Origin of the sequence: Janthinobacterium breve (assembly GCF_051380895.1) — a bacterium.
Taxonomy (GTDB): Bacteria; Pseudomonadota; Gammaproteobacteria; order Burkholderiales; family Burkholderiaceae_D; genus Janthinobacterium.
Map to the genome: position 1 here is coordinate 255,525 of NZ_JBNYXY010000010.1, position 24,162 is coordinate 279,686.

Here is a 24,162-nt window from a genome sequence, read left to right on the forward strand (position 1 = left end):
AGCCTCCACTGCGGAAAGCTTCATAGTATGCACGTTTGAAAGAAAAGCAACACACGCTTGGCAAGGCGGAGGCTGTGCTGCTGTGTTCTTATTGCTGTGTTCTTATATCAGGCGGCAGCCTGGTCCAGCGACAGCATGCGTTCGACATAGCGGGCGATCAAGTCAATTTCCAGGTTCACCTTGCCATCGACCGTCAAGTGTTTCAGGGTCGTCATGGCGATCGTGTGCGGAATCAGGTTGATCGAGAAGCGGCAGCCATTGACGGCGCCCGCGCCCAGGTCTTCCACACGGTTGACGGTCAGGGACACGCCATTGACGACGACGGAACCTTTGAAAGCCAGGTATTTCGCCAGCTCGTGCGGCGCCTCGATCACCAGTTCCCACGATTCGCCCACGGCTTCGAACTTGCGCACGATGCCCAGGCCGTCGACATGGCCGGACACCAGGTGGCCGCCCAGGCGCTCGGCCAGGGTCAGGGCCTTTTCCAGATTCACTTCCGTGGTGGTATCGAGGCCCACGGTGCAATTGAGGCTTTCGCGCGAGACATCGACGGCAAAGCCCGTATCCGATTTTTCCACCACCGTCATGCAGGCGCCATTGATGGCGATCGAATCACCCAGGGCCACGTCGGCCAGCGGCAAGCCGCCCGCGTGGATGTTCAGGCGCACGCCGGCATCGAGGCCGCCTTCGAGTGCTTGCACGGTTTCAATCTTGCCGATGGCGGCAACAATTCCTGTAAACATGGAGCTAACCCTATAAAAAAGTGTGAGTGTATTAATTGCGCTGGGCGAATCTTGCAAGGATACGCAAATCTTCGCCCACTTGCTGAACCTGGTGAAATTGCAAAGTGCGCTGCTGTTTGAGATCCGTCAATGTCGGCAAGGCAAACATGCCTTGCGCATCACCCAGCAAGGTGGGCGCCAGGTACACCAGCAGCTCGTCGACGCAGCCTTCGCGGATCAGCGAGCCGTTCAGCCTGGAGCCGGCCTCGACGTGGACTTCATTGCATTGCCGGCGGCCCAGCTCCAGCATCAGCGCGGCCAGGTCGACCTTGCCGGCCGCGTTTGGCAACAGAATGACTTCCGCGCCCAGGTCGCGCAGCTGCGCTTCTTTCTCGGGATGGGCGATGGCCGCCACGATCCACGTGCCGCCGCCCTGCAAGATGCGCGCATCGAGGCTGATGTCGAGCCGGCTATCGATGACGATGCGGCGCGGCTGGCGCGGCGTCTCGACGGCGCGCACGTTCAATTGCGGGTCGTCCGCCTTGACCGTGCCGATGCCCGTCAGGATGGCGCAGGCCCGCGCGCGCCACGCATGGCCGTCGGCACGCGCTGCCGGCCCCGTGATCCACTGGCTTTGTCCATTGTGCAAGGCCGTCATGCCGTCCAGGCTGGCCGCCGTTTTCATGCGCACCCACGGCTTGCCGCGCTGCATGCGCGAAAAGAAGCCGATATTCATTTCATGCGCCTCGTCCGCCAGCACGCCCATGGTGACGGCGATGCCGGCCGCTTGCAGCTTGGCCAGCCCCTGCCCCGCCACCAGCGGGTTCGGGTCCGTCATGGCGGCCACGACACGTCCCAGCCCCGCGCGCACGAGCGCATCGGAGCAGGGCGGCGTGCGGCCATGGTGGTTGCACGGCTCCAGGGTGACGTAAGCCGTGGCGCCGCGCACGTCGTTGCCGCGCGCCGCCGCATTCGCCAGCGCCTGCACCTCGGCATGATCCTGCCCGGCCGCCTGCGTCACGCCGGCGCCGATCACCTGGCCATCCCGGACGATCACGCAGCCGATGCGGGGATTGGGCGAGGTCGTGTATAAACCGCGCGCCGCCCATTCCAGCGCCAGGCGCATGCCATCGATATCGTTGAGTATTTCCACGGGCTTCTTTGATAGTGAGTGATAGATGAATGATAGGTGAGTCGGGTTACGAACTGTCGGCCACGCCGCTGCAATTGCTCGCTTGCTGCTGCGGGTCGCACACGCGCACCCTGCCCAGCATGTTGATTTTAATATGGCGCACCTGCTTTCCCAAAGTCAGGGACAAGGTGCCCCAGCGCGCCGCCAGGCTATTGCTCGCGCTGCAACTGCGTCCTGCGCCATTGTAGGCGATATAAAACGGCACCGTGGCCGATGAAAACGCGAACTGGGCCGTGATGCCCGCCGGCAGCGGCCCCTGGCGGAACAGCAATTCGTCGCCGTCGTCGAACGCCAGGTTGACATTGCGGTCGATAAAGACCAGCCAGCCCGTGCCCCAGTCCGTGCCACCGGGCCCGGCCGGCATCAGCAGTACGCGCTGTCCGCGCGCCATCGCCTGCGCCCGCGTCAATTCGATGGCCGAGAACAAGTCCGTGGCCGCCGCGCGCACCTGCTGGCGCGCCAGCACGTGCTGCAAGCCGGGCATGGCGGCGGCCAGCAGCGCGGCAATCGCCAGCACGGCCAGCAATTCGAGCAAGGTATGCCCGAAGGTGTGCCCGATCCACGGTGGCCGCTTGCGCATGGCCATGGCCTAGGGCCAGCAATGGCTGGCGGGGCCGCTGCTGCCGCGCTGGCCAGTGCTGCTCAAGGACAGAATGCCGCAATCGGCATCCTGGAACTGCGCATCGACCTTGGACGTGCCCGGCATGGCCCGCAACAGCACGCATTGCCCGATCGTCAAGCCGGGACAGGCCAGCGCCTCGATTTCATACGCGCTGCCGGCCGCGCTGGCAGCCGGCCCGTCGCCGGACCACCACGGAAACGGCGGCGCCGGCGAGGCCGAGGAAAATGCCAGATAGTGATTGTTTTGCGAATAATAGCGCTCCTGCTGCTGCATCAGCCGCAGCAAGGTCGCCTGTCCCTGCACCCGCCTGGCGCGCACGACATGGCCGTGATAAGCGGGTACGGCCAGCGCCAGTAGCAGGCTCATGATCGCCAGCGCGGCCAGCAGTTCGATCAGGCTGAAGCCCGCGAGGCCACCACCGTTTGCAGCGGACCAGCTCCGCCTTGCCAGCACACCCATGCGACGTCCCTCCTCTGCAAAAAGCACCAGCCGATGCGATGCGCGGGCCTTTGCATCGTTAACTTTCAGCACGCCCCAACCATGCCCGCTTATTTTTTCTTGGCCGCCTCGTGCAATTCGCGCCAGTTCGCCACTTCACGCCAGCTGAGGCGCCGCGCTGGCAGCGGTGCGCTGACGACCTTGAGCGCCTGGAGTACTCCGCTGGCCGCACCGGGCAAGCCCGGTTGCAGCACGGCCAGTTCCTTGCGCCCCTCGGCCCGCCCTGCCGCCGTCGCGGCGCCCACCGTGCTGTTCAGTTCCAGCGCCAGCGGCGGCGCGCGCGCCAGGCCGTCGAACAAGCGCCCCGTCTGCTCGCCCGCCTGCACGACACCGGCGCCATCGGCGGCAAAGCCGCTCAGCACATCGAGCACGTACAGGCGCGTGGCGGGCTTGGCGCAAGGATCGCGCCCCGGCAGGACAGTGTTGAACAGCACCTTGCCGGCGGCCAGTACGGGACTGCTGACGCTGCGTTCGCCCGTCTGCGCGGGATGGAGAAAATCGAGGTACCAGCCGTGCCTGGCGTCGCTGCCCGTGTAGCGCAGTTCGGCGCCATCGACGCGCACGCCGCCCACCACCTCGCCCAAGTTGCGCCGCTCCAGATCGGCCCGGCTGCGCGTGGGGGACGCATCGCGCAAATCGTCATGCACGGCGTAAAACGACTGCGACACAAAGGCGGCGGGCCAGGTATCGGCCGTTTCGACCAGCTTGCCCGTGCCGAACAGCAGCACATAACCGCCACCGGGCGCATACGCCACGTTCAGTTGCTGCGTCACGGGCTGGCGCCGGCCCTGCGCATCGCGCGCGACAAACACGAGCTTGCGCTCCGCGCCCTCCTTCCAAGGCGGCCCGCCAGCCATGTCGAGGCGCCAGATATTGCCCTGCAAATCGCCTACATAGATATAAGCCAGTGCGCCATCGCCGCCCGGCACCACGGCGGGCGGGCCCAGCGCGCGGGACATGGCGTCCGCCTCCCCGACGCTTTCATGGCCGCCGCCGCTGGCCACGGGCACCTTGAGCCGGAAGTAATTACTCCCCAGCACCCAGGGCGTGCCGGGCGCCTTGTCCAGCGCCAGCAGGAAGATCGCAGCGGACGATGCGGGCGCCGTCGTGTCCTTGCCATCGTCCACATGATTGTTGTAGCCGCTGGCGACGATGGCGACATCGCGGTAGGCCACAACGCCTTCCTTGCCGCCCATATTGATGCGGGCAAAGGCGGGCGGCGCGCGCACATTGCCCATGAGCTTATCGTCGCGGTCCGTGAATTCCCACAGCGCCCCGTCTTGCGCGAAGCGGGCCGGGTCGGTGATGTCGAGCGCAAACACGCCTTGCGCCCCACCGCCCATGCCCGACACCAGCACCGTCTTCCAGCGCCCCAGCGCCAGCACTTCCGCCGTGGCCGCCGCGCCATCGAGCAGCGGGCCGGGACTGTAGTGAGTGCTCGCAACGGCTGCCGCAGCATGCAGCAGCGCCTGCGGCAGATAGGCAAACACCTCGCTGCCCGTGCGCGCATCGAAGGCGTGCAGCAAGCCATCGTTGGCGCCCAGGTAGAGCATTTTCCGGCGCTGCAGCAGCAACTTGCGGTGCAAGCCATAATCGGCGCCCGGCATGCCCAGCCCCGGCGCGCCCACGTACAGCAAATTGCCATGCGGCGCAGCGCCCAGGCTGCCTGCACGGCGCCGCAGGATGCCGCCTGGCTGGCCCACCTCGTGCGTGCGCTTGCCCAGCAGATACGCCAGGCGCGCCTCTCCTTGCCCCGCCTGTCCATCGCCGTCGTCGAATGCGCTGCGCTGTTCCGCGTCGAGACGGTTCCAGGCCAGCGGCATCAGGCTGCCCTGGGCGTCGAGCGTGTAGACGGGACGCAAGGCCGGGGACGTTCCATCCGGCGCCACCTTCTCCTGCCCGCCGGCGCGCCACCATGGCTTGCCGGGAAGCAGCGCCCCATTGGCACCCACGGCAAACGCGGTGCGCGACAAGGTCATGCTGCCATCGGCCAGGCGCATCTGCGTCTGGAACCAATATGCCTCTTCCGTACCGCTGGCCAAGGCCATCAGCGCCGGCCCCGCCAGCGTCACCGGCAAGCTGCCCTTGTCGGCGGCCGCAAAGGCAGCGCGCAATCCCGCGATCAGGGCGGCCGGATCGCTGCCCGGCAGGTAATGGGAGGGCCAGCGGCCGTCAGCACTCCACTCCTCCAGCGCGTTGCCCGTTGCGCTCTTGTAGGGGTTGGCGTCGCCGTTCACATCGAGAAAACCGCCATATTTGGCCGCCAGCAACAAGGGGGTGGAGGCGGGCGTGGCGGCAGGCACGCCCGCCGGGTCGCCCTGGCGCAAGTCGCCCGCATAGTGCTCGACCTTTGCCACGCCGTCGTTCTTCGCGCCAGGACGCAGTGGCTGCACATGCGACCAGTAGGCCAGCCCTGCCGCATGGTAGCTGGCGCCGCCCGGCCCGTCGGCCAGCAGTTCCAGTGCCGCCAGCTCGGGCCGTGGCGAGGGATTGCCCTGCGCGCCACCGCTTTCCAGGCTGCCCACCGCATGCGTCCAGGCCATGGCATCGAACGGCGGCGCCACAAAACCATCGGCGGCGCGTGCGCGGTCGCCGTTTGATGCGGGCGTTGCCGGAACATTGCCAGGCACGTAACGGTCACCCGCCATGCCCGCATCACCGAGGCTGACGACGATGTGGCGCTGACAGCTGGCCGTTTGCGGGTCGCTCCATTGAGTCACGACTGGCAAGCCGTGGTCGATGGCAGGCGGCGCCGTGGCTGGAGGCACCGTTGTGCTCGCTTGCCTTCCCTGCAAGTAGCGCAGTGATTCGTACAGCAATTCGGCCAGCGGCGCCGCCCTGGCGTAGGCGCCAGGATGCCCCGTATTGCTGCGGCCCAGGCCATTGATGTAAGCGGTCACCCCGCCGCCAGGGCCCGCAGCTTGGGCCGCAGCTGGCACCACATACACGCCACTGGCGGGATTCCACTCGGCGTCGGCATTGTCTTGCGGCAAAAAATCGGGCGCCGCCCAGCGCTGTCGTCCCACGTGGGCCAGCGGCGCGCGCAGCACGCCGCCATACACGGGACCGGCGCTGGCGCTCACGCCGTTCAAGTGGCCAAACACGCCCACGCGCACCCTGCCGCCATGGCGCTGCACGGCGCCCACCGGTTTGTAGTTCTTGCCATACGCCAGGCACAAGTCGTCGCGCAGCGGCCCCTCAACGGCGTCACATACACGCACGCGCGCGAGGAACACGCCGTGCGTGGCGGCAGTGCCGGGCGCGTCGCAACTGCCGCCCGGCGGCAAGCTGGCATCGCCGAACAGCAGGCGGTTGCGACAGGAAACGATGGCCAGTTGCGCCAGCGCAAACGGTGTCGCCGCTGACACGCCTGCCTGCAGGACCTTGCGCGGGAAAAAGACGGGGTGGGCAAAGAAGTCGATAGGGCTGCCAGCATCGGGCAGCCAGGCGCGCTGCAGCACCGTCTTGCGCACTTCGTCGATGACGCGGTCGCCGCCCGTCAAGGCATAGCGCACGATGTCGAGCATGCTGGTGCTGGCCCAGTTGAGAAAGTTGCCACTGAAACTATCACCGCCGCAGCCGTGCAGCGCATCGGCCCGTTTCAGCACGGAGAAGTAAGCGGTCGCTACGCGCAAGTCCGGCAGCATGGCGCCATCCTTGCTGCGGTACGGATAGCTGTAGCACATGCGCGCGTGAAAGTAACCTGCGTACTCGCGCTGCGGCGCATAGTCGCCGCCATGCGCGGCAGCGGCGGCCGCATGCGTGAGGGACAGGTTGAGCAGCAGATTCGGTGGCACTTTGGCGCCGTGCAAGCCCGCGTCGGCCCGCGCCAGCGTCACCGCGGGAGGGGCCGCGACGGCGGCGCAAGCCAGGCAAGCCAGCAGCAGCAAGCAGACGGACCACAGCGCCTTCATGGCCCCGCTCCCGCCTGTTTGCGGTAGTAACTTTGCAGCACGACTTGCGTGCTGTCCTGCGCGCCAAAACCCATGGCCGTGATGCGGTACACATAGCTTTCCGTGGCCAGGCCGCCTGCCACGGCCGCCGCCTGTGCGCCGGGCGGGTGAAACGGCAGCAGTTCGATCAGGTAGCGGGGCCGGCGCGAGGGCAGGAAACCCTGCCCCGTCTGCATGACGGCGCCCGTAAACTGGCCATACGGCACCACGCGGCTGTCAGCTTCGGCGCCATCCAGGTCCATGCTCAGCCAGAGCGCCGGCGCCTCCGGGGTTGCGGGCAGGCACAGGCCCAGTGCGCCCCCTTCGCCGCAGCCGACCGCGAACCCGGCCGCACTGCCTGATGCGAAGAGGCTGCTGCGTCCCGGCGCGCCGGGCAAGCCTTCGATATCGTTTTGCGCATCCACCAATGCCTCCTCTGCCGCCTGAAACGCGATTTGCCGGTCGCGCTCGCCGCGTGCCGCCTTTTCACCCTGCAAGGCCATCTGCGCTGCCGATATACCCAGCAGCAAGATGATCACCAACAGGCACAGCACATATACCAGGGTGGCGCCACGCCGCCGCGCACCAAGAACGCAGCAGGGTACGCAACAAGGTACGCAACAGCGGGCACCCGCGCCAGCCATCATGGCCCCCGCCTAGGCCGGCCCGTTGCGCAGCATGATGCTCATCTGCACCAGTTGCCGCAGCCTGGAGCGCGTTGCGGCAGGCAACGATGCGCGCGCGATGCGCACGCCCGTGTCGCTGGCGCCGTGCGCCTCCGCATACGCCTTGCCGAACAGGTCGAATTGCACCGGCCCCAGTTCCGCCATCTTATCCAGCTGGCCCGCTTCGCCATGCAAGAGCAGCGCCACGCGCACGCTGGCCACGCGCTTCCAGTGCGTGCGCCGGTGAAAATCGCGTTGTCGCGCGGCCGCATCCGCGCCCGCCAGCTGCAGCGCCGCATCGTAGGCGTCGAGTGCGCTGGCATTGACGTACTGGTTCGCCACGCCATCGGGCGGCGTATCCGTGTCGAGGCCATACAGCACCTGAAAGCCGTCGACGCCACGGATGACGGCATCCGCACCCCAGCCGTTCGCGCCACGGTATTTGCAGCGCAGCTCGCCTTCGCCATCGGCGCCCTGCGCCACATAGAAAATGCTCCAACCCCGCTGCGCCTCCGTTTGCGCGGCGCCCACGCCAAAGCCGGCGCAATTGAGCACGGAACCGTCGCCGCCCTCCTCATTGCCAGCGCCGTAATAGCGCAGGGCCAGCACGTCGCTGCCATGCAGGGCGTCGGGCAGCGCGCCGCTGATGCCCTCGCTGTTCTTGCCCAGGCTATGCGCGTCGAGGCCGGCGACATTCGCGCTGTCGTGCGCGGCATGCGCGACGGGCGCGGCACTGCTGTCCCAATTCACATACGCCGTCTGGCGCACGGCGCGGGCGATGGTGTCGAGCGCATAGCGGCCGTTGTCGTCCAGGCGCGCGCTGGCGGACTGCTCGCCATAACTGCCGCTGGCCGCCAGCAGCACGGTACTGGCGGCCAGCATCAGCAGCGCGCCCAGCGACAGGGCCACCAGCAATTCGACCAGGCTCATGCCCCGATGCCGGCGCCAGCGGGCGTGCATGCCATTCATGCGCCGCCTCCCCCAAGCTGGAATGCCAGCCTGGGCAGCGACTCGCCTGCCGCATTCACGGCGGGTGAGCCATCGGGCTGTCGGCCGCGCCAGCCCAGCTTGATGACGATGGGCGCGCCCTTGCCGCCGCTGCAGGCCCAGTGCAAGCCCTGGGCGGCGGCGTCCCACGCGGGAGCGTCGCGGCAGATATGCAGGCGCGCGCCGGGCAAGACCGATTGCAGCCTTTGCTTCCATTCGGCGATGTCGAATTGCGCCAACTCGGCCGCGCTGCAGGCGGCAGCGCCGAAACAGTCGGGAGCGCCGCCGGCAGGCTCGGCGCCGTCCGCCACCGCATAGGCCACGTTCAGGTAGGGATTGCCCGCATCGGGACCATGCATGAGCACGCTGTTCGCGCGCATGCGTTCGGCCATGCCGGCGGCCAGTTGCACGCCCGCCGACAACAGCGCCGACTCATGGCGCGCACGTAGCGAGCTCAGTTGCAGGATGCTGGCGCCCAGCAAGCCCAGCGCCAACAGCAGCAGCGACACCAGCACCTCGACGAGGCTGCTGCCATCCATGGGACCACGCGTACCGCTGTGCATGAGCTTCTCCCGCTGAGAGAATAGACTGGAGCCGCGCGGACGCCCGGCCCAGCTACACGATAGGCGCATGCAAAAACGCAGGCATGAGGCAGCGCAAACGTCGCCGCGAAAAAGAGAAAAAGAAGGGAAAAAAAGCGCCTGGATTGATCAGGCCGCTTGCCAGGCGAACGCTGGCGTGGTGAACACGGGGCGCAGGAGCGGCCCCATTTTCAATAAGGTGAACGTCAGGGCTTGCTGCGCGCCTGGCCCACTTCGGCGATCGCATCCTGGAACTCGGCCAGATCTTCGAAATTCTTATAGACGGAGGCGAAGCGGATGTAGGCAATCTTGTCCAGGCGCTTGAGTTCCTGCATGACCAGCTCGCCGATATAGCCGGAATCGACTTCGCGCAAGCCGCTGGTCAGCAGTTTTTCCTGGATGGACGCAATGGCCGTATCCACGGAGGCGGCCGCGACGGGACGCTTGCGCAAGGCCAGCATCAAACTGCCGCGCAACTTATCCGCAGCGAACTCCGTCCGGCTGCCATTCTTTTTGACGACGGCCGGCATGATAAGTTCAATGCGTTCGTAGGTGGTAAAACGCTTGTCGCATTTGCCGCAGCGGCGGCGGCGCCGAATGGCATCCCCTTCCTCCGATACGCGCGTATCGAGAACCTGGGTATCGCCGTGCTGGCAAAATGGACATTTCATGGGCTGGCTACAACTTTATAGTAATAATTACGGGAAATCGCCGCCCTTGTACAAAAGGCGCCCGAATCACTCCGGGCGCCCTTGGGCACGACTGGAATGTGTCATACAGAATCTTACTCTGTATGACACATTCTGGACAAATAATTATGCGTACACCGGGTGCGCGTCAGCCAGCACTTTCACGGCCGCTTTGACGCGCTCGATGGTGGCGGCGTCATGCGGATTGTCCAGCACGTCGGCGATCAGGTTGCCCACTTCTTCCGCTTGCGCTTCCTTGAAACCGCGCGTCGTCATCGCCGGGCTGCCCAGGCGGATGCCCGAGGTGACGAATGGTTTTTGCGGGTCGTTCGGGATGCCGTTCTTGTTGCAGGTGATATGCGCGGAACCGAGGATGGCTTCGGCTTCCTTGCCCGTCAGGTTCTTGGCGCGCAGATCGACCAGCATGACGTGCGACTCGGTACCGCCGGACACGATGCGCAAGCCGCGCTTGATCAGGGTTTTCGCCAGCACGTCGGCGTTCTTGATCACTTGCTTCTGGTATTCGACGAAGTCAGAGCTCAGCGCTTCCTTGAAGGCGACGGCCTTGCCGGCGATCACGTGCATCAGCGGGCCGCCCTGGATGCCAGGGAAGATGGCCGAGTTGATGGCTTTTTCGTGCTCGGCCTTCATCAGGATGATGCCGCCGCGTGGGCCGCGCAGCGATTTGTGCGTGGTCGAGGTCACGAAGTCAGCGAACGGCACCGGGTTCGGGTACAGGCCGGCGGCGATCAGGCCCGCATAGTGGGCCATGTCGACCATGAAGTAGGCGCCCACTTCCTTGGCGATCTTGCCGAAACGCTCGAAGTCGATCTTTTTCGAGAAGGCCGACGCGCCGGCGATGATCAGTTTCGGCTTGCGTTCGCGGGCCAGGCGTTCCATCGCCTCGTAGTCGATGTCTTCTTCCGCCGTCAAGCCATACGACACCACGTCGAACCACTTGCCGGACATGTTCAGCGGCATGCCGTGAGTCAGGTGACCGCCTTCGGCCAGCGACATGCCCATGATCAGGTCGCCCGGTTTCAGCATGGCAAAGAACACGCCCTGGTTCGCCTGCGAGCCGGAATTCGGCTGCACGTTCGCGCATTCGGCGCCGAACAGTTTTTTCACGCGGTCGATGGCCAGTTGCTCGGCGATGTCGACGAATTCGCAGCCACCGTAGTAGCGCTTGCCCGGATAGCCTTCGGCATACTTGTTCGTCAGTTGCGAACCTTGCGCTTCCATGACGGCTGGCGACGTGTAGTTTTCCGACGCGATCAACTCGATGTGATCGTGCTGGCGCACGTTTTCTTTTTGAATGACGGCGAACAATTCAGGATCGACGTTGGCGAGGGTGTGATCTTTTGCGAACATGTAAAAACTCCAAAGATAAGGGTGCTTGTACTGGCAGGTTGGATCGAATGAGGGGAGCCGGCGTTAAGTGAATAACAACGTTGGACAGGCAGCCTCTTCGTGCTTTTCCATAGTGGCTACCCAGGCGAACGGCTGATGAAAAATCTCACGTTTCCCGGTGGGTGCCCACCTTTCGCCGGTTTGCCGATCGCCATCCATGGAGATCGCCCGACTTTTCGCCAGTCACGTGAGACGTAATGGAATGCAAATTGTAAGTTAAGTGCCCAAATTGAGCAAGGAATGCAACCGTACAGCTATAATCGCCGCGCGCCAATGCAGCCCGGGCACGGGCACAGACCGCCCCGGGCAAGACTGCGGCTCTTAAGCTGAACTTAAACCTGGCCACGGCATGTAAGCGTATGTTACGAAGCTTGCCATTGTGCGCCCCGGATTTACAATGCTGCGGTGCAACTTATATGCAGCTTTTGCATGGCTTTCCAGCAAGCGCCCACAGTCACAAGAAGAAAAATCGCGTAAAATGTTGCTCAATCTCACTACTGGCGCAATAAACATGCCTTCAGTCTTTACCTGGAACGTACGTGTCTACTATGAAGACACCGACGCCGGCGGCATCGTCTATTACGCAAATTACCTGAAATTTTTCGAACGCGCGCGCACCGAATGGCTGCGCGCCATCGACGTGGGCCAGCAGGAATTGCTGGAACAGCACGACGCAATGTTCGTTGTCAAAAGCATCAACGCTGACTATCATGCGCCAGCCAGGCTCGATGACACGGTAAGATTAACCTTAAGCATAGAAAAAATGGGGCGCGCCTCCATTGTTTTCCTGCAACAAGCCTGGTGCGGCGACCGCCTGCTGAACACGGCCCGCGTCAAGATCGGCTGCGTCGACTCGGCATTGCGCCCGCGCGCCGTGCCTGATCCAGTAGCGGCCCGCATGCGCGCCGCCTGAACCCTACCCGCCCCCCCCGGACAATTCACCCAACAGACTGCCAGCCAATGAACGTTACACAAGATCTTTCTTTCCTCGCGCTCATCACCAATGCCCATTTGATCGTGCAACTGATCATGGCCCTGCTGCTGCTGATTTCCCTGACCAGCTGGACCTACATTTTCCGCAAGATGTTTGCCGTGCGCCAGGCGCGCAAGCAAACCATCGAATTTGAACGCAGCTTCTGGGCCGGCGGCAACCTGCATGCGCTGCATCAAAGCGCCAGCGGCAACCGCGACCAGAGCGGCGCGCTGGCCCGCATTTTTGACGCCGGCATGGGCGAATTCATCAAGGGCAAGGCTTCCTACGGTTCGCGCGAAGCGCTGGACGTCGGCGCCGTGCTCGACGGCGCCCGCCGCGCCATGCGCGCCGCCTTCCAGCGTGAAATGGACGTGCTCGAATCGCACCTGGCCTTCCTCGCCTCCGTCGGCTCCGTCTCGCCCTACATCGGCCTGCTGGGCACCGTCTGGGGCATCATGAACGCCTTCCGCGGCCTGGCCAACGTGCAACAAGCCACCCTGGCCGCCGTCGCGCCCGGCATTGCCGAAGCGCTGATCGCCACCGCCATCGGCCTGTTCGCGGCGATTCCCGCCGTCGTCGCCTACAACCGTTTTTCGCATGACATCGACCGCCTGGCGATCCGCTTCGAGAGCTTCGTCGAGGAATTCTCCAACATCTTGCAGCGCCAGTCGCGCTAAGAGGGAGCAGCGTCCATGGGTTCCTCATTCAATAGCGGCGGCATGCGCGGCGGCCGCGGCCGCAAGTTCAAGTCCGAGATCAACGTCGTGCCGTATATCGACGTGATGCTGGTGCTGCTGATCATTTTCATGGTGATGCCGTCGTCGAACAATCCCAGCGTGGTGAACCTGCCCAACGCGGAAAGGTCGGCCAAACCGCCCGATGACTATATTCAGATCGTGCTGAAACCAAATGGTTCGCTGTCGATCGGCGTCATCGGCAAGGAACAGCTGTCGCCGGAAACGGAACCGAACCGCGACGCCCTGCTGCGCAAGCTGCGCGGCTTGCACGAGAGCAATCCCGACTATCCCGTGATGATTGCGGGCGACAAGGAAAGCAAGTACGACGATGTGATCCAGCTCATTTCGGAAGCGAAAAAGATGGGCATTACCCGCGTCGGCCTGGCCACCAAGTAAGCACAGCATCCTGTTTCCAGACTTGACCGTTTTTAGATAGACTAGACTTTGCAGACCAAACAAATCGACCATGTACTCGGCAAGCCCTACAGCGTGCCGCGCGAACGCAGCCGCTGGCCCTCGCTGGGCCTGGCGCTGGCGATGCACCTTGGCCTGCTGTTTTTCCTGTGGGTAGGCGTACACTGGCAAAATACGGAGCCTGTGGCCGTCGAAGCGGAAGTGTGGGACCTGAAAGTGCAGACGGCCGCGCCGCCGCCCGACGTGGCGACGCAACCGGAGCCGACACCGGCACCACCGCCGGAACCGCCAGTGGAGCAGCCGGCCCCACCGCCACCGCCACCGGTGGCCGCGCCCGAGCCGAAGGTTGACTTGCGCGAAGCGGAAATCGCCCTGGAGCGCAAGAAGGCCAAGCTGAAGGAAGAGAAAGCGGCAGCGGAAGAACGCCGCAAGCAGGAATTGAAGGAACGCGAAGAAGAAAAGCGCGAACTGGAAAAACAGAAGCAGAAAGAAAAAGACAAGGCTGACAAGCTGGAGAAAGAAAAGGCAGAAAAGGCCGACAAGCTGGAGAAAGCCAAGGAAGCCAAAGAGAAAGCGGCGGAAGAAAAAGCCGAGAAAGAACTGTCCGATAAAAAAGCGGCGGCGGAAAAAGCGGCCAAGGCGAAAAAAGCGGCGGAAGAGAAAAAAGCCGCCGACAAGGCGCGTGCCGCGGAAATGAGTCGCATCACGGGTGCGGCAGGCGCGGGCACAACGGGCACGGCCGCGAAAGCGACCGCGCCACGCAAGGACAGCGGCTATGTCGCTGCCCTGACGAGCAAGATCAAGAGCAATATCGCGTACAGCGGTAGCACGGACGTGCCGGGCAACCCGCGCGCCGTGTTCAAGATCGAGCAACTGCCAACTGGGGAAATTATTTCGGTCCGAAAGATTAAAAGTAGCGGCCTGCCGGCGTATGACAGCTCGGTGGAAAACGCCATTAATAAATCGTCGCCACTGCCGAAGAAAAAAGACGGCACCGTGGAACGCGAGATTGAACTCATATTCGAGATGAAGGATTTGCCTAAATGATGACCATGAAAAAAATGAGCTATGTCGTGCTCTGTGCCAGCCTGATACTGGGAGCCTCCGGCGCCCAGGCGCAGCTGCGCGTGGAGATTACAGGGATCGGCAGCAACCAGATCCCGGTAGCTGTCGCCAGCTTTGTCAATGAATCGGCGGCGCCGCAATCGTTATCCAGCATCATCAAGGCCGACCTTGCGCGCAGCGGCGTGTTCAAGCTGATCGACGCCGATGCGCCCGTATCGGAAACGGCGCCCGTCAGCTACGACCAATGGAAGTCGCGCGGCGCCGATGCGCTGGCGGCCGGCACCGTGCAGAGCATGGCCGATGGCCGCCTGGACGTGCGCTACAAGCTGTTCGACACCATCAAGGGCGCGCAGATCTCCAGCATGAACAATGCGGCCGCGCCGCAGTTCAACCGCCTGCTGGCGCATAAAATTGCCGATGACATCTATGAAAAACTGACGGGTGTCAAAGGCGCGTTCGCCACGCGCATCGCCTACGTCACGCAATCGGGCCGCGAATACCGCCTGGAAGTAGCCGACGCCGATGGCGAAGGCATCCAGGTCGCCCTGCGCTCGAACGAGCCGATCATTTCGCCGTCCTGGTCGCCGGATGGCACCAAGGTGGCGTATGTGTCGTTTGAAAAGAAAAAGCCCATCGTTTACGTGCAAAACCTGGTGACGCGCCAGCGCACCATCGTCTCGAATGAAAAAGGCAGCAATTCGGCGCCGAGCTGGAGTCCGGATGGTTCGCGCCTGGCCGTGGCCCTGTCGCGCGATGGCCATACCCAGGTCTACACCGTCAATGCCGACGGCAGCGGCTTGCGCCGCGTCAGCAACAGCAGCGGCATCGATACGGAACCCCAATTCTCGGCCGATGGACAAAGCATTTACTTCACCAGCGATCGCAGCGGCGGACCACAGATCTACCGCATGTCGACCAGCGGTGGCGAAGCCAAGCGCGTGACGTTTGGCGGCTCCTACAACATCAGCCCGCGGATTTCGTCCGACGGGAAGACTCTCGCTTATATTTCCCGTCGCGACGGCAATTTCCAGCTCTACGCGCTCGACCTGGCTAGTGGCCAGGAACTGCGCCTGTCGGACACCGCCAACGACGAATCACCGAGCTTTTCGCCCAACGGGAAATATATCATGTACGCGACCGAATCCGGACGACGCAAGTCGCTGGCAGTGGTATCGGTGGATGGCCGCGTCAAACAGCGTTTGACTACGCAAGCTGGCAATATCAAGGAGCCCACCTGGGGTCCTTTTATGAAGTAAATGCTGTACAGTTTCACCTTTAACCATGACCCGGAGAATAAAAATGAGTAACTTTAAAAGTTTGGCTTTCATCGCCGCTACCGCAGCCCTGCTGTCCGCCTGCAGCACCCCAGTCAAAGTAGCAGAAACCCCAGTGGTTGAGCGCGCTCCTGAAAAAGTCGTTGCACCAGTTGACACCCGTCAAGTTCAGCCAGTGACGACCGCATCGGTCGATCCACTGGACGATCCAAAAGGCGTGCTGGCTAACCGCAGCATCTACTTCGACTTCGACAAGTACGTCGTGCGCGAAGCGGACACCCCAGTCGTGCAAAACCACGCTGGCTACCTGGTGAAAACGCCTAGCCGCAAGATCCTGATCCAAGGTAACACCGATGAACGCGGTGGCGCTGAGTACAATCTGGCCCTGGGCCAGAAACGTGCTGAAGCCGTGCGCAAGTCGATGGCTGCCCTGGGCGTGCCAGAAGGCCAAATGGAAGCCGTGTCGCTGGGCAAAGAAAAGCCTAAAGCACAAGGCAGCAACGAAGCAGCATGGGCTGAAAACCGCCGCGCTGACATCGTTTATTGATGTTCATGGGTGAGCGCCGCAGCATTGACGCTTACCTAACTGGCCAGTCATAGGCATAATAATGGGGCGCAGCGCGGTGTATCACCGCCCGGCGCCCCGTTTGCATGTTTGCGTAACCTTTGAAAGCCCGACCCATGATGACATTCTCGAAAGCCGGCGTCGCCGCCGCCTTGATGGCCGCGTTTGCCTACCTGCCCCTGCACGCCAACGCCGCTCTGTTCGACGACGACGAAGCGCGCAAGGCCATCCTGGAGCTGCGCGCCAAGGTGGACGCCATGGCACGCGACCTGAACAGCCGCGTCGATGCCAAGGCGGACAAGACCAGCACCTTGAGCCTGCTCAACCAGCACGACCAGACCATGCAAGAGATCGCCCGCCTGCGCGGCCAGATCGAAGTACTGGGCAACGACCTGACGAACACGCAAAAGCGCCAGAAGGATTTCTACACCGACATCGACGCGCGCCTGCGCAAGCTGGAGCCGCGCCAGGTCACCATCGATGGTCAGGAAGCGGCCGTGGGCGTGTCCGAGCAAAGCTCGTACGAGTCCGCGTTCGGCCTGTTCAAGTCGGGCGACTACAAGGGCGCCGTCACGGCCCTGGACGCCTTCGTGAAACGCTATCCGGAATCGGCCTACGCGGCCAACGCGCAATACTGGCTGGGCAACGCCTATTACGCCCAGCGCGACTGCAAGAGCGCCATCACGGCCCAGCAAGCAGTGCTGAAACACTACCAGGACAGCCCCAAGGCGCCCGACGCCATGCTTAACATCGCCAGCTGCTACACGGAGCTGAAAGACAAGCCCAACGCGACCAAGACGCTGAACGCGCTGATCTCGCGCTACCCGGACTCCAGCGCGGCCCAGGCCGCCAAGGAACGGGGCGGCAAAAAGTAAAAACGGGGAAAAAGTTGCCCGTTAGGTTTGACAGAATCCCGGGCACCCCCTATAATCTTTCTTCTTCGGGTCGTTAGCTCAGCTGGTAGAGCAGCGGACTTTTAATCCGTTGGTCGCAGGTTCGAATCCCGCACGGCCTACCACGAATACGCAGTACTGATCTGCTTGCGAGTTGTACTAGCAAGCATTTTTTTACGGCACAGTGTTACCGAAGTTGTTGTACAAGTTTTTGGGTCGTTAGCTCAGCTGGTAGAGCAGCGGACTTTTAATCCGTTGGTCGCAGGTTCGAATCCCGCACGGCCTACCAAATACTATGAAGAAGCCAACCGTTCGCGGTTGGCTTTTTTGTTTTCAGTGTGAAACAGAATCGCTGCCCTTTTCAGCACTTCCCCTCATCAGCCTGCCAAAGTTAATTTTTTCCGGGCTGCGCCTTCTGGTAACATCATGAAACGACGACAACTAGGCTGCGCCATGCCGCGCGCCATTCTACGGAAACAGCAGCAATGACACTAGCGACCGACCAGAATTCCGACGGCAGGGGCTTGTCATCGATGTCGCGCCGGCTAATTGCGCTGCGCGACGACGTCATTGCACGCTGGAGCCAGCAAACGCGGGCCAATGTGGACTTGGCGCGGCGCCTGCCCTACCCCATACTGATCAATACCCTGCCCATCTTTTACGACAACCTGGCCCAGGCCATGACGCCCGACTATCCCCGCGCGATGGCTGATAGCCACGCCAATATTGCGGGCGTGCATGGCGACGAGCGTGCCCGCATGACAAGCTACGGGCCAGAGCAGGTCATCCACGAATACCAGTTGTTTCGAGACGCCTTCATTCATGTGATGACTGAGAAGGGTATCGAACTGGACGCTGTGCAGTGGACCGTGTTTCAGACTTCCATCGACCGCGCCGTGCGCGAGGCGGTCAAGAATTTCACGGAAGTGCACCAGTCGCTGCGCCACCGGATCGCCGCAGCCCTGTCACACGACATGCGCGGGCCGCTATCGGTAATCATGAACGGCGCCAGCGTGTTAAACCTGCGCGCAGATACAAGCGAACAGAGCCGCCTGACGACAGCCCGCATCCTGGAAAATGGCAAGCGCTTGAATGACATGGTCGAAGAATTGCTCGAAGCACTCAGCATCGACCAGCAGCAAGACTTGCCGCTGGCAATAGAACGGACCGACCTGACTGCGATCGCCAAGGCCGTGTGCCGCGAAATCAACGACAGCGGCACCGCAGCATGCGAACTGACGGGGGAAAGCGTGGTGGGCTACTGGTGCCCCAATTCCATGCGCCGCGCCATAGAAAATCTGACAGGCAATGCGATCAAGTACGGCGACGGAGGACCGATACGCATCCACCTGGTGCAGGCCCACGAGCGGATCATGCTGTCGGTGCATAATTCAGGTACGCCGATAGCTTCGGCTAACCGGGAGCGCATTTTCGAGTATCTGCGGCGCGAGGACAGCGACAAGGCCAGCGGCTGGGGCATCGGCCTGCCCTTCGTGCGCAGTGTCGCCCATAGCCATGGCGGCAGCGTCGTCGTCGACAGCGCGCCGGAAACCGGCACGACATTCACGATCGACGTGCCGCTCGACAGCAGGCCATTTGCCGGCATGTCCAATTAGCGCCAGCGCCATTCCCGCCTACGCTGTCACCGTCCGCATGCCAGCCTTCCCCATCAGCGATTGCACCACCCGCCCCAGCGGCACCTCCACCCAGCGGTGAAATGCCGCGCCGGCCGCCAGGCTGGCGCCCCAGGCCGTCAGCATGCCCAGCGCCTGCCAGGCCGGTTCCAATGGGGCATAGGACGTAAACAAGGCATTCACCAGCAGGCTGACGGGAAAGTGGACCAGAAACACGGCATACGAGATGCGTCCCAGGGCGTTGATGGCGCTCCAGGCCCGGCCTTGGGAAGGCGTGCGGGCGCGACCGAACAGGAATAGCGCGCAGGCGATGATCAGGGCCAGGGCGATGCGGCTGCGGTAGTCGATGGCCAGGGCCAGCAGCACGGGCACGGCGGCCATAGCCATGAGCGCGGCCATGACACCGGGCTTGCGCCTGGGGTCGCTGGCCCACCAGGCCATGAGTCCCAGGCCGTAGCTGCCGAAGAAATACGGCGCCCAATTGTCCCAGCCCGCATCGAGATTGAAATACAGAAGGGAAAAGGTGATGCCCACGGTGACGGCCAGCGGCATCAGCCAGTGCCGGCGCTGGTCCGCCAGGCGGCCGCCCAGCCACAGCAGCGATACCGTCAGCAGATACAACTGGAAATCGATGGCCACATACCAGGCGCCGGCCGACAGCGATTCATAGCCCAGCACGCCGTGCAGCAGCAAGGCATGGGCACCCAGCTGGCCCAGGGTGACGGCGGCCGACATGGAATCGTGCAGCATCCAGATGCCGGCCACAGGCGTGATGATGGCGGCGAGCAAGGTGGCGGCCAGGAAAGGCGGCGCCAGCTTGGCATAGCGGCGCCAGACGGCTTGTAACGGGGTGGCGATGCCGGCGCGGCCGGCGGGCGAAAGGGATTTGGCGACCAAAAAGCCGCCGATGACGAGGAACACTTGCACGGCGATGCGCGCGCTGCCGCCCAGCCAGTCCAGCAATGCGGGCCACAGGGGCCGCACATAGTCGGACATGGGGCCGTAAAACGCCAAGTGGTGCAACACGATCAACTGCGCCGCGCCTGCCTTTAAACCATTGATCCAGCCAAACTGCGGACGCTTTGCCAGATCCGCCTGTGATACCGCTGCTACTACCGTCATTCCCATCCCTTGCCGTGCCAGGCAGTGTCGCCAGCCCGTCGCGCAACAGGCGCGCGGCTGAGGACTTACCGAAAGGCCGATATCATAGCCTAGCCCGGAAGATGGCGGGGCACGGCAGGCGGCTAAGCTGCCGGCTTTTCCGCCTCCGGCGGCTCGGGCGCCAAGGGCTGCTGCGCCAGGATGGCATCGAGCAAGCGGGGGAAGCGGCTCTCGATATCGGCGCGGCGCAGGGTGTTCATGTGCGTCGTACCCGCGTTTTCCGTGTAGACGAGGCCCGCTTCGCGCAAGACCTTGAAATGGTGGGAGACGGTCGACTTCGGCCGCCCGCCGTCCAGGTCGCCGCAGGCCGCCGCGTCAACTCTGGCCAGGTGGCGCACGATGTCGAGGCGGATGCTGTCACTCAAGGCGTAGAGCACGCGCTCGAGGACGAATTCGCTGGCGGAGGGATGTTTGTGTGGACGCATGAGCAGAATCATACAGCATGCGCTATACTAATTCTATTCTTCGAATATTTACGAACTACCGAATCAGTATTTCCCTATCTTTCCACCAGCAAACACAAAGGCCACCATGTCCGCCCTCTTCCAGCCATTCAGTCTTAAAGACATTACCCTTCGCAACCGCATCGCCGTGCCGCCCATGTGCCAGTACATGGCCGTCGATGGTCAGGCCAACGACTGGCATCTGTCGCATTACGCGGGCATGGCGCGCGGCGGCGCGGGCCTGGTGATCGTCGAAGCGACGGCCGTAGCGCCCGAAGGCCGTATCACGCCAGGCTGCACGGGCATCTGGAATGATGATCTGGCGCAAGCCTTCGTGCCGGTGGTAAAAGCCATCAAGGCAGCCGGCTCCGTGCCCGGCATCCAGATCGCCCACGCAGGCCGCAAGGCCAGCGCCAACCGCCCATGGGAAGGCGACGACCATATTGCTGCAGGCGACGCGCGCGGCTGGCAAACCATCGCCCCGTCCGCCATCGCCTTTGGCGGCGGCCTGCCGAAAGTGCCGCGCGCCATGGACCTCGACGATATCGCCCGGGTGCAACAGAACTTCGTCGATGCCGCCGTACGCGCCCGCGAAGTGGGCTTCGAATGGCTGGAACTGCACTTCGCCCACGGCTACCTGGCGCAAAGCTTCTTTTCCGTCCACTCGAACCAGCGCGACGACATCTATGGCGGCAGCGTGGAAAATCGCAGCCGCTTCCTGCTGGAAACCTTGAAAGCCGTGCGTGCCGTATGGCCCGAGCACCTGCCGCTGACCATCCGCTTTGGCGTGCTGGAATTCGACGGCCGCGACGAGCAAACCCTGCTCGAATCGATAGCCCTGGTGCGCCAGTTCAAGGATGCCGGCATGGATATGCTCAGCGTCAGCATGGGCTTCACCATCCCCGACGTATCGATTCCGTGGGGTCCGGCCTTCATGGGCCCGATTGCCGAGCGCGTCCGCAGCGAAGCGGGTGTGCCCGTCTCGTCCGCCTGGGGTTTCGGCACGCCGGCCATCGCCGAGCGCGTCGTCAAGGAAGAACAACTGGACGTGGTGATGGTGGGCAAGGCGCACCTGGCCAATCCGCACTGGGCCTACTTTGCCGCCAAGGAACTCGGCGTGGAGCGCGCCTCGTGGACCCTGCCGGCGCCGTACGCGCACTGGCTGGAGCGCTACTGATCATCCTTGACCGTTGCCGGATGCCCCTCCAGGGGCAGCTCCGGCAGGAACAGCAGGAAGACCAGTCCCAATAGCAGCAGCACCGCGCCGGCGCCAAACACACTGGCGATCGCATGGCGGTAGACCTCGACCGTCTGCGCCGCAGCATGCGCGCCCAGCGCCGAGACGGCTTCCACGCCATGCTGGTGCAGCTGGTGCGCAAGGATGGCGCCTGAGGCCGTCACACCCAGCAAGCCGCCCAGCGAGCGGAAGAAGGCCAGCATGGCCGTGCCCACGCCGCGGCGCGCCAGCGGCAAGGCATTTTGCACGGCAATCGTCATGTTCGGCATCACCAGTCCCAGCCCCGTGCCCAGGAAGAAGATGGCCGGCTCGATGGTCCAGTAACCGCGCGACGTTGCCATGGCCCAGGCCAGCACGGCAAACGCCAGCAGCGCCACCGCCAGCCCCGCCACCTGCACCATCTTGTACTTGCCCGAGCGCGACAGCACGCGGCCGTTGAACATCGACGAGGCCACCAGTCCCACCATCATCGCCACCGTCATCACGCCCGATTCGGCGGGGCTGGTGCCCATCACCAGCTGGAAAAACAGGGGGAAAAAGACGCTGGCGCCCATCAAGCCCATGAAAGTCATGGCCATCACAAGGCTGGCGATATTGAAGGTGCGGTTTTCGAACAGGTCGGGCGGCAGCACGGGTTCATCCACGCGACCCACGTGGAACGCCAGCCAGCCGCCCAGCAGCAGGGCGATGCCGCCGCAGACCTTGATGGCCAAGGAATCCCAGGGCCACTCCGTGCCGCCCAGCGCCAGCACCAGCAGGGCCGCCGTGATGGCGCCCGTCAGCAAGGCCGAGCCAAGATAATCGATCTTGTGCGCATGCGTGCGCACGGGTTTGCGCATGGCGCGCGCAATGATGACAAAGGCGGCTGCACCGATGGGCAGGTTGACATAGAAAATCCAGTGCCATGACAAGGCATCCGTGATGACGCCACCCAGAACCGGACCGAGCACGCTGGTGACGGCAAACACGATGGGCACCATGCCTTGCCGCTTGCCCCGCTCGGCCGGCGGCACGATGTCGCCGATGATGATTTGCGCCAGCGGCATGAAACCGCCCGCACCGAGACCCTGGATGGCGCGAAAAATGATCAGCTCCGTCATGTTCTGCGCCAGCCCGCACAGCACGGAACCGAGCAAAAAGGTCAGCAGGGCCGTAAAGATCATGGGGCGGCGGCCATACTGGTCGGCCAGCTTGCCATACAGGGGCATGGTGGCCGTCGACGCCAGCACATAGGCCGTGACCACCCACGACAGGTGCGCCATGCCACCCAGGTCATCGACGATGCGCGGCAAGGCCGTGGCGACGATGCTCTGGTCCAGCGCGCCCAGGCCCAGCACGGCCATCAAGCCCAGGTAGATGGCGCGCACTTCGCGCCCGGTGACGGGTTTGGCCGGGTCTTTTTCTGCGCCTGCGGCGTGATCGTGGCCGCTCATGCCTGGCCAATCTCGAGCAGCGGCTGCATGGAGGCGGCCAGCGCATCGATCTGCTGCGGCGACAAACGGGCGATGCGCCGCGCCAGCGCATCGCGGCGGCGCGCGCGCAGGGTCTCGAGCACGTTCAAGCCTTGCGCGGACACTTGCAGGCCCGAACGGCGCCGGTCCTGCGGATCGGGCGCGTTGCGCTCGACCAGCCCCGCCTCGGCCAAAGACTTGACCTGGGCGCTGACGGTGGGCCCGCGCACGTTCTGCAGCCGCGCCAGCGCGGCCACGCCAATGCCGGGCTGCTCGTGTATCAGCGCCAGCAACATGTATTGCATCATCGACACGTGGGCGTCCAGCTCACCCCCTTCGCGCTGCATGCAGCGCAGCAGACGCTTGAACGCCGTGCGCAATTCATCGGACAGCGCCAGCGCGCGTGCGGGGATGGGAAGGTCTTCGGTAGTGGGCATAAGGATATAAATAGGTAGGCTACCTACCCATATTAGACCGTGCATGAGGGCCATGCAAGGCTTTTTTCCACCCCTGCCCTTCCCAAAACCGCCGTTGGCCGTCATAATAGCCGCCCTTGGGTCGTTAGCTCAGCTGGTAGAGCAGCGGACTTTTAATCCGTTGGTCGCAGGTTCGAATCCCGCACGGCCTACCAAGATTCAGTCGTCATCATGGCAAGCATGTTGATACGGCACAGCGTTACCGCAGTTCAGTTGAAAAAGTTTTTGGGTCGTTAGCTCAGCTGGTAGAGCAGCGGACTTTTAATCCGTTGGTCGCAGGTTCGAATCCCGCACGGCCTACCAAATACTTCAGGAAAGCCCACGAATTTCGGTTCGTGGGCTTTTTTGTTTCTGGCAGCTTCCTGCCCGTCCTGGGCAAAATGTCAGGCTTCATTCCCCATTTCCGGTATTGCTTCGATAGCAAGTGTCACCGCCACGCGCGAGGTGCCGAACACCTCTTGGCCGGGTCCGCGCCAGCGCACTCGCCGATGCAATCGGTGAATGTAAAGCGCCGCGAGATTTAGCACGATAAGACATTAGA

General features: G+C 63.4%; 23 protein-coding genes, 4 tRNA genes and 1 riboswitch. Of the genes, 13 read left to right on the forward strand and 14 right to left on the reverse strand.

The features are described 5' to 3' along the window. Positions 1-107 precede the first annotated feature (107 nt). From ACQ4W0_RS21505 to glyA, 10 genes are all read right to left on the reverse strand, one after another. Positions 108-743, reverse strand: a complete 636-nt coding sequence (locus tag ACQ4W0_RS21505; protein ID WP_436578599.1) for a riboflavin synthase — start codon at positions 741-743, stop codon at positions 108-110. A gap of 31 nt (positions 744-774) precedes the next feature. After that, positions 775-1,848: a bifunctional diaminohydroxyphosphoribosylaminopyrimidine deaminase/5-amino-6-(5-phosphoribosylamino)uracil reductase RibD gene (gene ribD / locus ACQ4W0_RS21510; protein WP_436578721.1), complete on the reverse strand. Its 1,074-nt coding sequence runs from the start codon at positions 1,846-1,848 to the stop codon at positions 775-777. A gap of 73 nt (positions 1,849-1,921) precedes the next feature. After that, positions 1,922-2,494: a GspH/FimT family protein gene (locus ACQ4W0_RS21515; protein WP_436578600.1), complete on the reverse strand. Its 573-nt coding sequence runs from the start codon at positions 2,492-2,494 to the stop codon at positions 1,922-1,924. 9 nt (positions 2,495-2,503) lie between these two features. Beyond that, entirely contained in the window at positions 2,504-2,995 is a 492-nt protein-coding gene (locus tag ACQ4W0_RS21520; protein WP_436578601.1) for a type IV pilin protein, read from the reverse strand. Positions 2,996-3,084: 89 nt separating this feature from the next. After that, positions 3,085-6,948: a pilus assembly protein gene (locus ACQ4W0_RS21525; protein WP_436578602.1), complete on the reverse strand. Its 3,864-nt coding sequence runs from the start codon at positions 6,946-6,948 to the stop codon at positions 3,085-3,087. Further along, positions 6,945-7,613 (reverse strand): pilus assembly PilX family protein, encoded by a 669-nt coding sequence (locus ACQ4W0_RS21530; RefSeq protein WP_436578603.1) that lies wholly within the window; start codon positions 7,611-7,613, stop codon positions 6,945-6,947. The genes ACQ4W0_RS21525 and ACQ4W0_RS21530 overlap by 4 nt, the downstream gene beginning before the upstream one ends. Positions 7,614-7,622: 9 nt before the next feature. Continuing rightward, positions 7,623-8,600 (reverse strand): PilW family protein, encoded by a 978-nt coding sequence (locus ACQ4W0_RS21535; RefSeq protein WP_436578604.1) that lies wholly within the window; start codon positions 8,598-8,600, stop codon positions 7,623-7,625. After that, positions 8,597-9,181 carry a type IV pilus modification protein PilV gene (gene pilV / locus ACQ4W0_RS21540; RefSeq protein WP_436578605.1) on the reverse strand — a complete coding sequence of 195 codons (585 nt, stop codon included), beginning with the start codon at positions 9,179-9,181 and terminating at the stop codon, positions 8,597-8,599. The genes ACQ4W0_RS21535 and pilV overlap by 4 nt, the downstream gene beginning before the upstream one ends. Positions 9,182-9,405: 224 nt before the next feature. Further along, positions 9,406-9,870: a transcriptional regulator NrdR gene (gene nrdR, locus ACQ4W0_RS21545; protein WP_071078724.1), complete on the reverse strand. Its 465-nt coding sequence runs from the start codon at positions 9,868-9,870 to the stop codon at positions 9,406-9,408. A 144-nt stretch (positions 9,871-10,014) separates the two neighbouring features. Then, positions 10,015-11,259, reverse strand: coding sequence for a serine hydroxymethyltransferase (gene glyA, locus ACQ4W0_RS21550; RefSeq protein WP_436578606.1), 1,245 nt, complete (start codon positions 11,257-11,259; stop codon positions 10,015-10,017). A gap of 111 nt (positions 11,260-11,370) precedes the next feature. Beyond that, positions 11,371-11,495, reverse strand: a riboswitch (ZMP/ZTP riboswitch). A 314-nt stretch (positions 11,496-11,809) separates the two neighbouring features. Here glyA and ybgC point away from each other — a divergent pair. The 10 genes from ybgC (at position 11,810) to ACQ4W0_RS21600 (ending at position 18,835) form a co-directional block, all read left to right on the forward strand. After that, positions 11,810-12,211 (forward strand): tol-pal system-associated acyl-CoA thioesterase, encoded by a 402-nt coding sequence (gene ybgC / locus ACQ4W0_RS21555; RefSeq protein ID WP_436578722.1) that lies wholly within the window; start codon positions 11,810-11,812, stop codon positions 12,209-12,211. Between the two features lie 47 nt (positions 12,212-12,258). After that, the gene (gene tolQ / locus ACQ4W0_RS21560; RefSeq protein WP_102122543.1) at positions 12,259-12,948 is read left to right on the forward strand and encodes a protein TolQ; all 690 of its coding nucleotides are present in this window, start codon (positions 12,259-12,261) and stop codon (positions 12,946-12,948) included. Between the two features lie 15 nt (positions 12,949-12,963). Beyond that, positions 12,964-13,404, forward strand: a complete 441-nt coding sequence (locus tag ACQ4W0_RS21565; RefSeq protein ID WP_242428498.1) for an ExbD/TolR family protein — start codon at positions 12,964-12,966, stop codon at positions 13,402-13,404. A gap of 48 nt (positions 13,405-13,452) precedes the next feature. Continuing rightward, positions 13,453-14,469 carry a cell envelope integrity protein TolA gene (gene tolA, locus ACQ4W0_RS21570; protein ID WP_436578607.1) on the forward strand — a complete coding sequence of 339 codons (1,017 nt, stop codon included), beginning with the start codon at positions 13,453-13,455 and terminating at the stop codon, positions 14,467-14,469. Between the two features lie 5 nt (positions 14,470-14,474). Continuing rightward, positions 14,475-15,743 (forward strand): Tol-Pal system beta propeller repeat protein TolB, encoded by a 1,269-nt coding sequence (gene tolB / locus ACQ4W0_RS21575; protein ID WP_436578723.1) that lies wholly within the window; start codon positions 14,475-14,477, stop codon positions 15,741-15,743. 43 nt (positions 15,744-15,786) lie between these two features. Next, positions 15,787-16,308 carry a peptidoglycan-associated lipoprotein Pal gene (gene pal, locus ACQ4W0_RS21580; RefSeq protein ID WP_034786578.1) on the forward strand — a complete coding sequence of 174 codons (522 nt, stop codon included), beginning with the start codon at positions 15,787-15,789 and terminating at the stop codon, positions 16,306-16,308. Between the two features lie 134 nt (positions 16,309-16,442). After that, positions 16,443-17,201 carry a tol-pal system protein YbgF gene (gene ybgF, locus ACQ4W0_RS21585; protein ID WP_436578608.1) on the forward strand — a complete coding sequence of 253 codons (759 nt, stop codon included), beginning with the start codon at positions 16,443-16,445 and terminating at the stop codon, positions 17,199-17,201. A gap of 67 nt (positions 17,202-17,268) precedes the next feature. After that, positions 17,269-17,344, forward strand: a tRNA-Lys gene (locus tag ACQ4W0_RS21590). An 88-nt stretch (positions 17,345-17,432) separates the two neighbouring features. Beyond that, a tRNA-Lys gene (locus ACQ4W0_RS21595) sits at positions 17,433-17,508 on the forward strand. 196 nt (positions 17,509-17,704) lie between these two features. Further along, a complete protein-coding gene (locus ACQ4W0_RS21600; protein WP_436578609.1) occupies positions 17,705-18,835 on the forward strand; it encodes a sensor histidine kinase in 1,131 nt (376 codons plus the stop codon). Positions 18,836-18,853: 18 nt separating this feature from the next. On the opposite strand, the gene ACQ4W0_RS21605 is transcribed toward ACQ4W0_RS21600, so the two are convergent. After that, complete coding sequence (locus ACQ4W0_RS21605) at positions 18,854-19,975, reverse strand: acyltransferase family protein (RefSeq protein ID WP_436578610.1); 1,122 nt, start codon at positions 19,973-19,975, stop codon at positions 18,854-18,856. A 122-nt stretch (positions 19,976-20,097) separates the two neighbouring features. Then, on the reverse strand, positions 20,098-20,439 hold the full coding sequence (locus ACQ4W0_RS21610; protein ID WP_436578611.1) for an ArsR/SmtB family transcription factor: 342 nt from the start codon (positions 20,437-20,439) through the stop codon (positions 20,098-20,100). A gap of 106 nt (positions 20,440-20,545) precedes the next feature. On the opposite strand from ACQ4W0_RS21610, the gene ACQ4W0_RS21615 reads away from it, so the two are divergent. Beyond that, complete coding sequence (locus tag ACQ4W0_RS21615) at positions 20,546-21,634, forward strand: NADH:flavin oxidoreductase/NADH oxidase (RefSeq protein WP_436578612.1); 1,089 nt, start codon at positions 20,546-20,548, stop codon at positions 21,632-21,634. Here the strand turns inward: ACQ4W0_RS21615 and ACQ4W0_RS21620 are convergent. Both ACQ4W0_RS21620 and ACQ4W0_RS21625 read right to left on the reverse strand, forming a co-directional pair. After that, positions 21,628-23,127: an MDR family MFS transporter gene (locus ACQ4W0_RS21620; RefSeq protein WP_436578613.1), complete on the reverse strand. Its 1,500-nt coding sequence runs from the start codon at positions 23,125-23,127 to the stop codon at positions 21,628-21,630. The genes ACQ4W0_RS21615 and ACQ4W0_RS21620 overlap by 7 nt on opposite strands. Then, positions 23,124-23,582, reverse strand: coding sequence for a MarR family winged helix-turn-helix transcriptional regulator (locus tag ACQ4W0_RS21625; protein WP_436578614.1), 459 nt, complete (start codon positions 23,580-23,582; stop codon positions 23,124-23,126). Before ACQ4W0_RS21625 ends, ACQ4W0_RS21620 begins: the two co-directional genes overlap by 4 nt. 118 nt (positions 23,583-23,700) lie before the next feature. Here ACQ4W0_RS21625 and ACQ4W0_RS21630 point away from each other — a divergent pair. Beyond that, positions 23,701-23,776, forward strand: a tRNA-Lys gene (locus ACQ4W0_RS21630). Positions 23,777-23,848: 72 nt separating this feature from the next. Then, positions 23,849-23,924, forward strand: a tRNA-Lys gene (locus ACQ4W0_RS21635). Positions 23,925-24,162: the final 238 nt, after the last annotated feature.

Bases quoted from the DNA above. Each gene is read 5' to 3' on its own strand.
- ACQ4W0_RS21505 (WP_436578599.1), bottom strand. From the start codon at position 743: ATGTTTACAGGAATTGTTGCCGCCATCGGCAAGATTGAAACCGTGCAA.
- ribD (WP_436578721.1), bottom strand. From the start codon at position 1,848: ATGCGCCTGGCGCTGGAATGGGCGGCGCGCGGTTTATACACGACCTCG.
- ACQ4W0_RS21515 (WP_436578600.1), bottom strand. From the start codon at position 2,494: ATGCGCAAGCGGCCACCGTGGATCGGGCACACCTTCGGGCATACCTTG.
- ACQ4W0_RS21520 (WP_436578601.1), bottom strand. From the start codon at position 2,995: ATGGGTGTGCTGGCAAGGCGGAGCTGGTCCGCTGCAAACGGTGGTGGC.
- ACQ4W0_RS21525 (WP_436578602.1), bottom strand. From the start codon at position 6,948: ATGAAGGCGCTGTGGTCCGTCTGCTTGCTGCTGCTGGCTTGCCTGGCT.
- ACQ4W0_RS21530 (WP_436578603.1), bottom strand. From the start codon at position 7,613: ATGATGGCTGGCGCGGGTGCCCGCTGTTGCGTACCTTGTTGCGTACCC.
- ACQ4W0_RS21535 (WP_436578604.1), bottom strand. From the start codon at position 8,600: ATGAATGGCATGCACGCCCGCTGGCGCCGGCATCGGGGCATGAGCCTG.
- pilV (WP_436578605.1), bottom strand. From the start codon at position 9,181: ATGCACAGCGGTACGCGTGGTCCCATGGATGGCAGCAGCCTCGTCGAG.
- nrdR (WP_071078724.1), bottom strand. From the start codon at position 9,870: ATGAAATGTCCATTTTGCCAGCACGGCGATACCCAGGTTCTCGATACG.
- glyA (WP_436578606.1), bottom strand. From the start codon at position 11,259: ATGTTCGCAAAAGATCACACCCTCGCCAACGTCGATCCTGAATTGTTC.
- ybgC (WP_436578722.1), top strand. From the start codon at position 11,810: ATGCCTTCAGTCTTTACCTGGAACGTACGTGTCTACTATGAAGACACC.
- tolQ (WP_102122543.1), top strand. From the start codon at position 12,259: ATGAACGTTACACAAGATCTTTCTTTCCTCGCGCTCATCACCAATGCC.
- ACQ4W0_RS21565 (WP_242428498.1), top strand. From the start codon at position 12,964: ATGGGTTCCTCATTCAATAGCGGCGGCATGCGCGGCGGCCGCGGCCGC.
- tolB (WP_436578723.1), top strand. From the start codon at position 14,475: ATGAAAAAAATGAGCTATGTCGTGCTCTGTGCCAGCCTGATACTGGGA.
- pal (WP_034786578.1), top strand. From the start codon at position 15,787: ATGAGTAACTTTAAAAGTTTGGCTTTCATCGCCGCTACCGCAGCCCTG.
- ybgF (WP_436578608.1), top strand. From the start codon at position 16,443: ATGATGACATTCTCGAAAGCCGGCGTCGCCGCCGCCTTGATGGCCGCG.
- ACQ4W0_RS21600 (WP_436578609.1), top strand. From the start codon at position 17,705: ATGACACTAGCGACCGACCAGAATTCCGACGGCAGGGGCTTGTCATCG.
- ACQ4W0_RS21605 (WP_436578610.1), bottom strand. From the start codon at position 19,975: ATGACGGTAGTAGCAGCGGTATCACAGGCGGATCTGGCAAAGCGTCCG.
- ACQ4W0_RS21610 (WP_436578611.1), bottom strand. From the start codon at position 20,439: ATGCGTCCACACAAACATCCCTCCGCCAGCGAATTCGTCCTCGAGCGC.
- ACQ4W0_RS21615 (WP_436578612.1), top strand. From the start codon at position 20,546: ATGTCCGCCCTCTTCCAGCCATTCAGTCTTAAAGACATTACCCTTCGC.
- ACQ4W0_RS21620 (WP_436578613.1), bottom strand. From the start codon at position 23,127: ATGAGCGGCCACGATCACGCCGCAGGCGCAGAAAAAGACCCGGCCAAA.
- ACQ4W0_RS21625 (WP_436578614.1), bottom strand. From the start codon at position 23,582: ATGCCCACTACCGAAGACCTTCCCATCCCCGCACGCGCGCTGGCGCTG.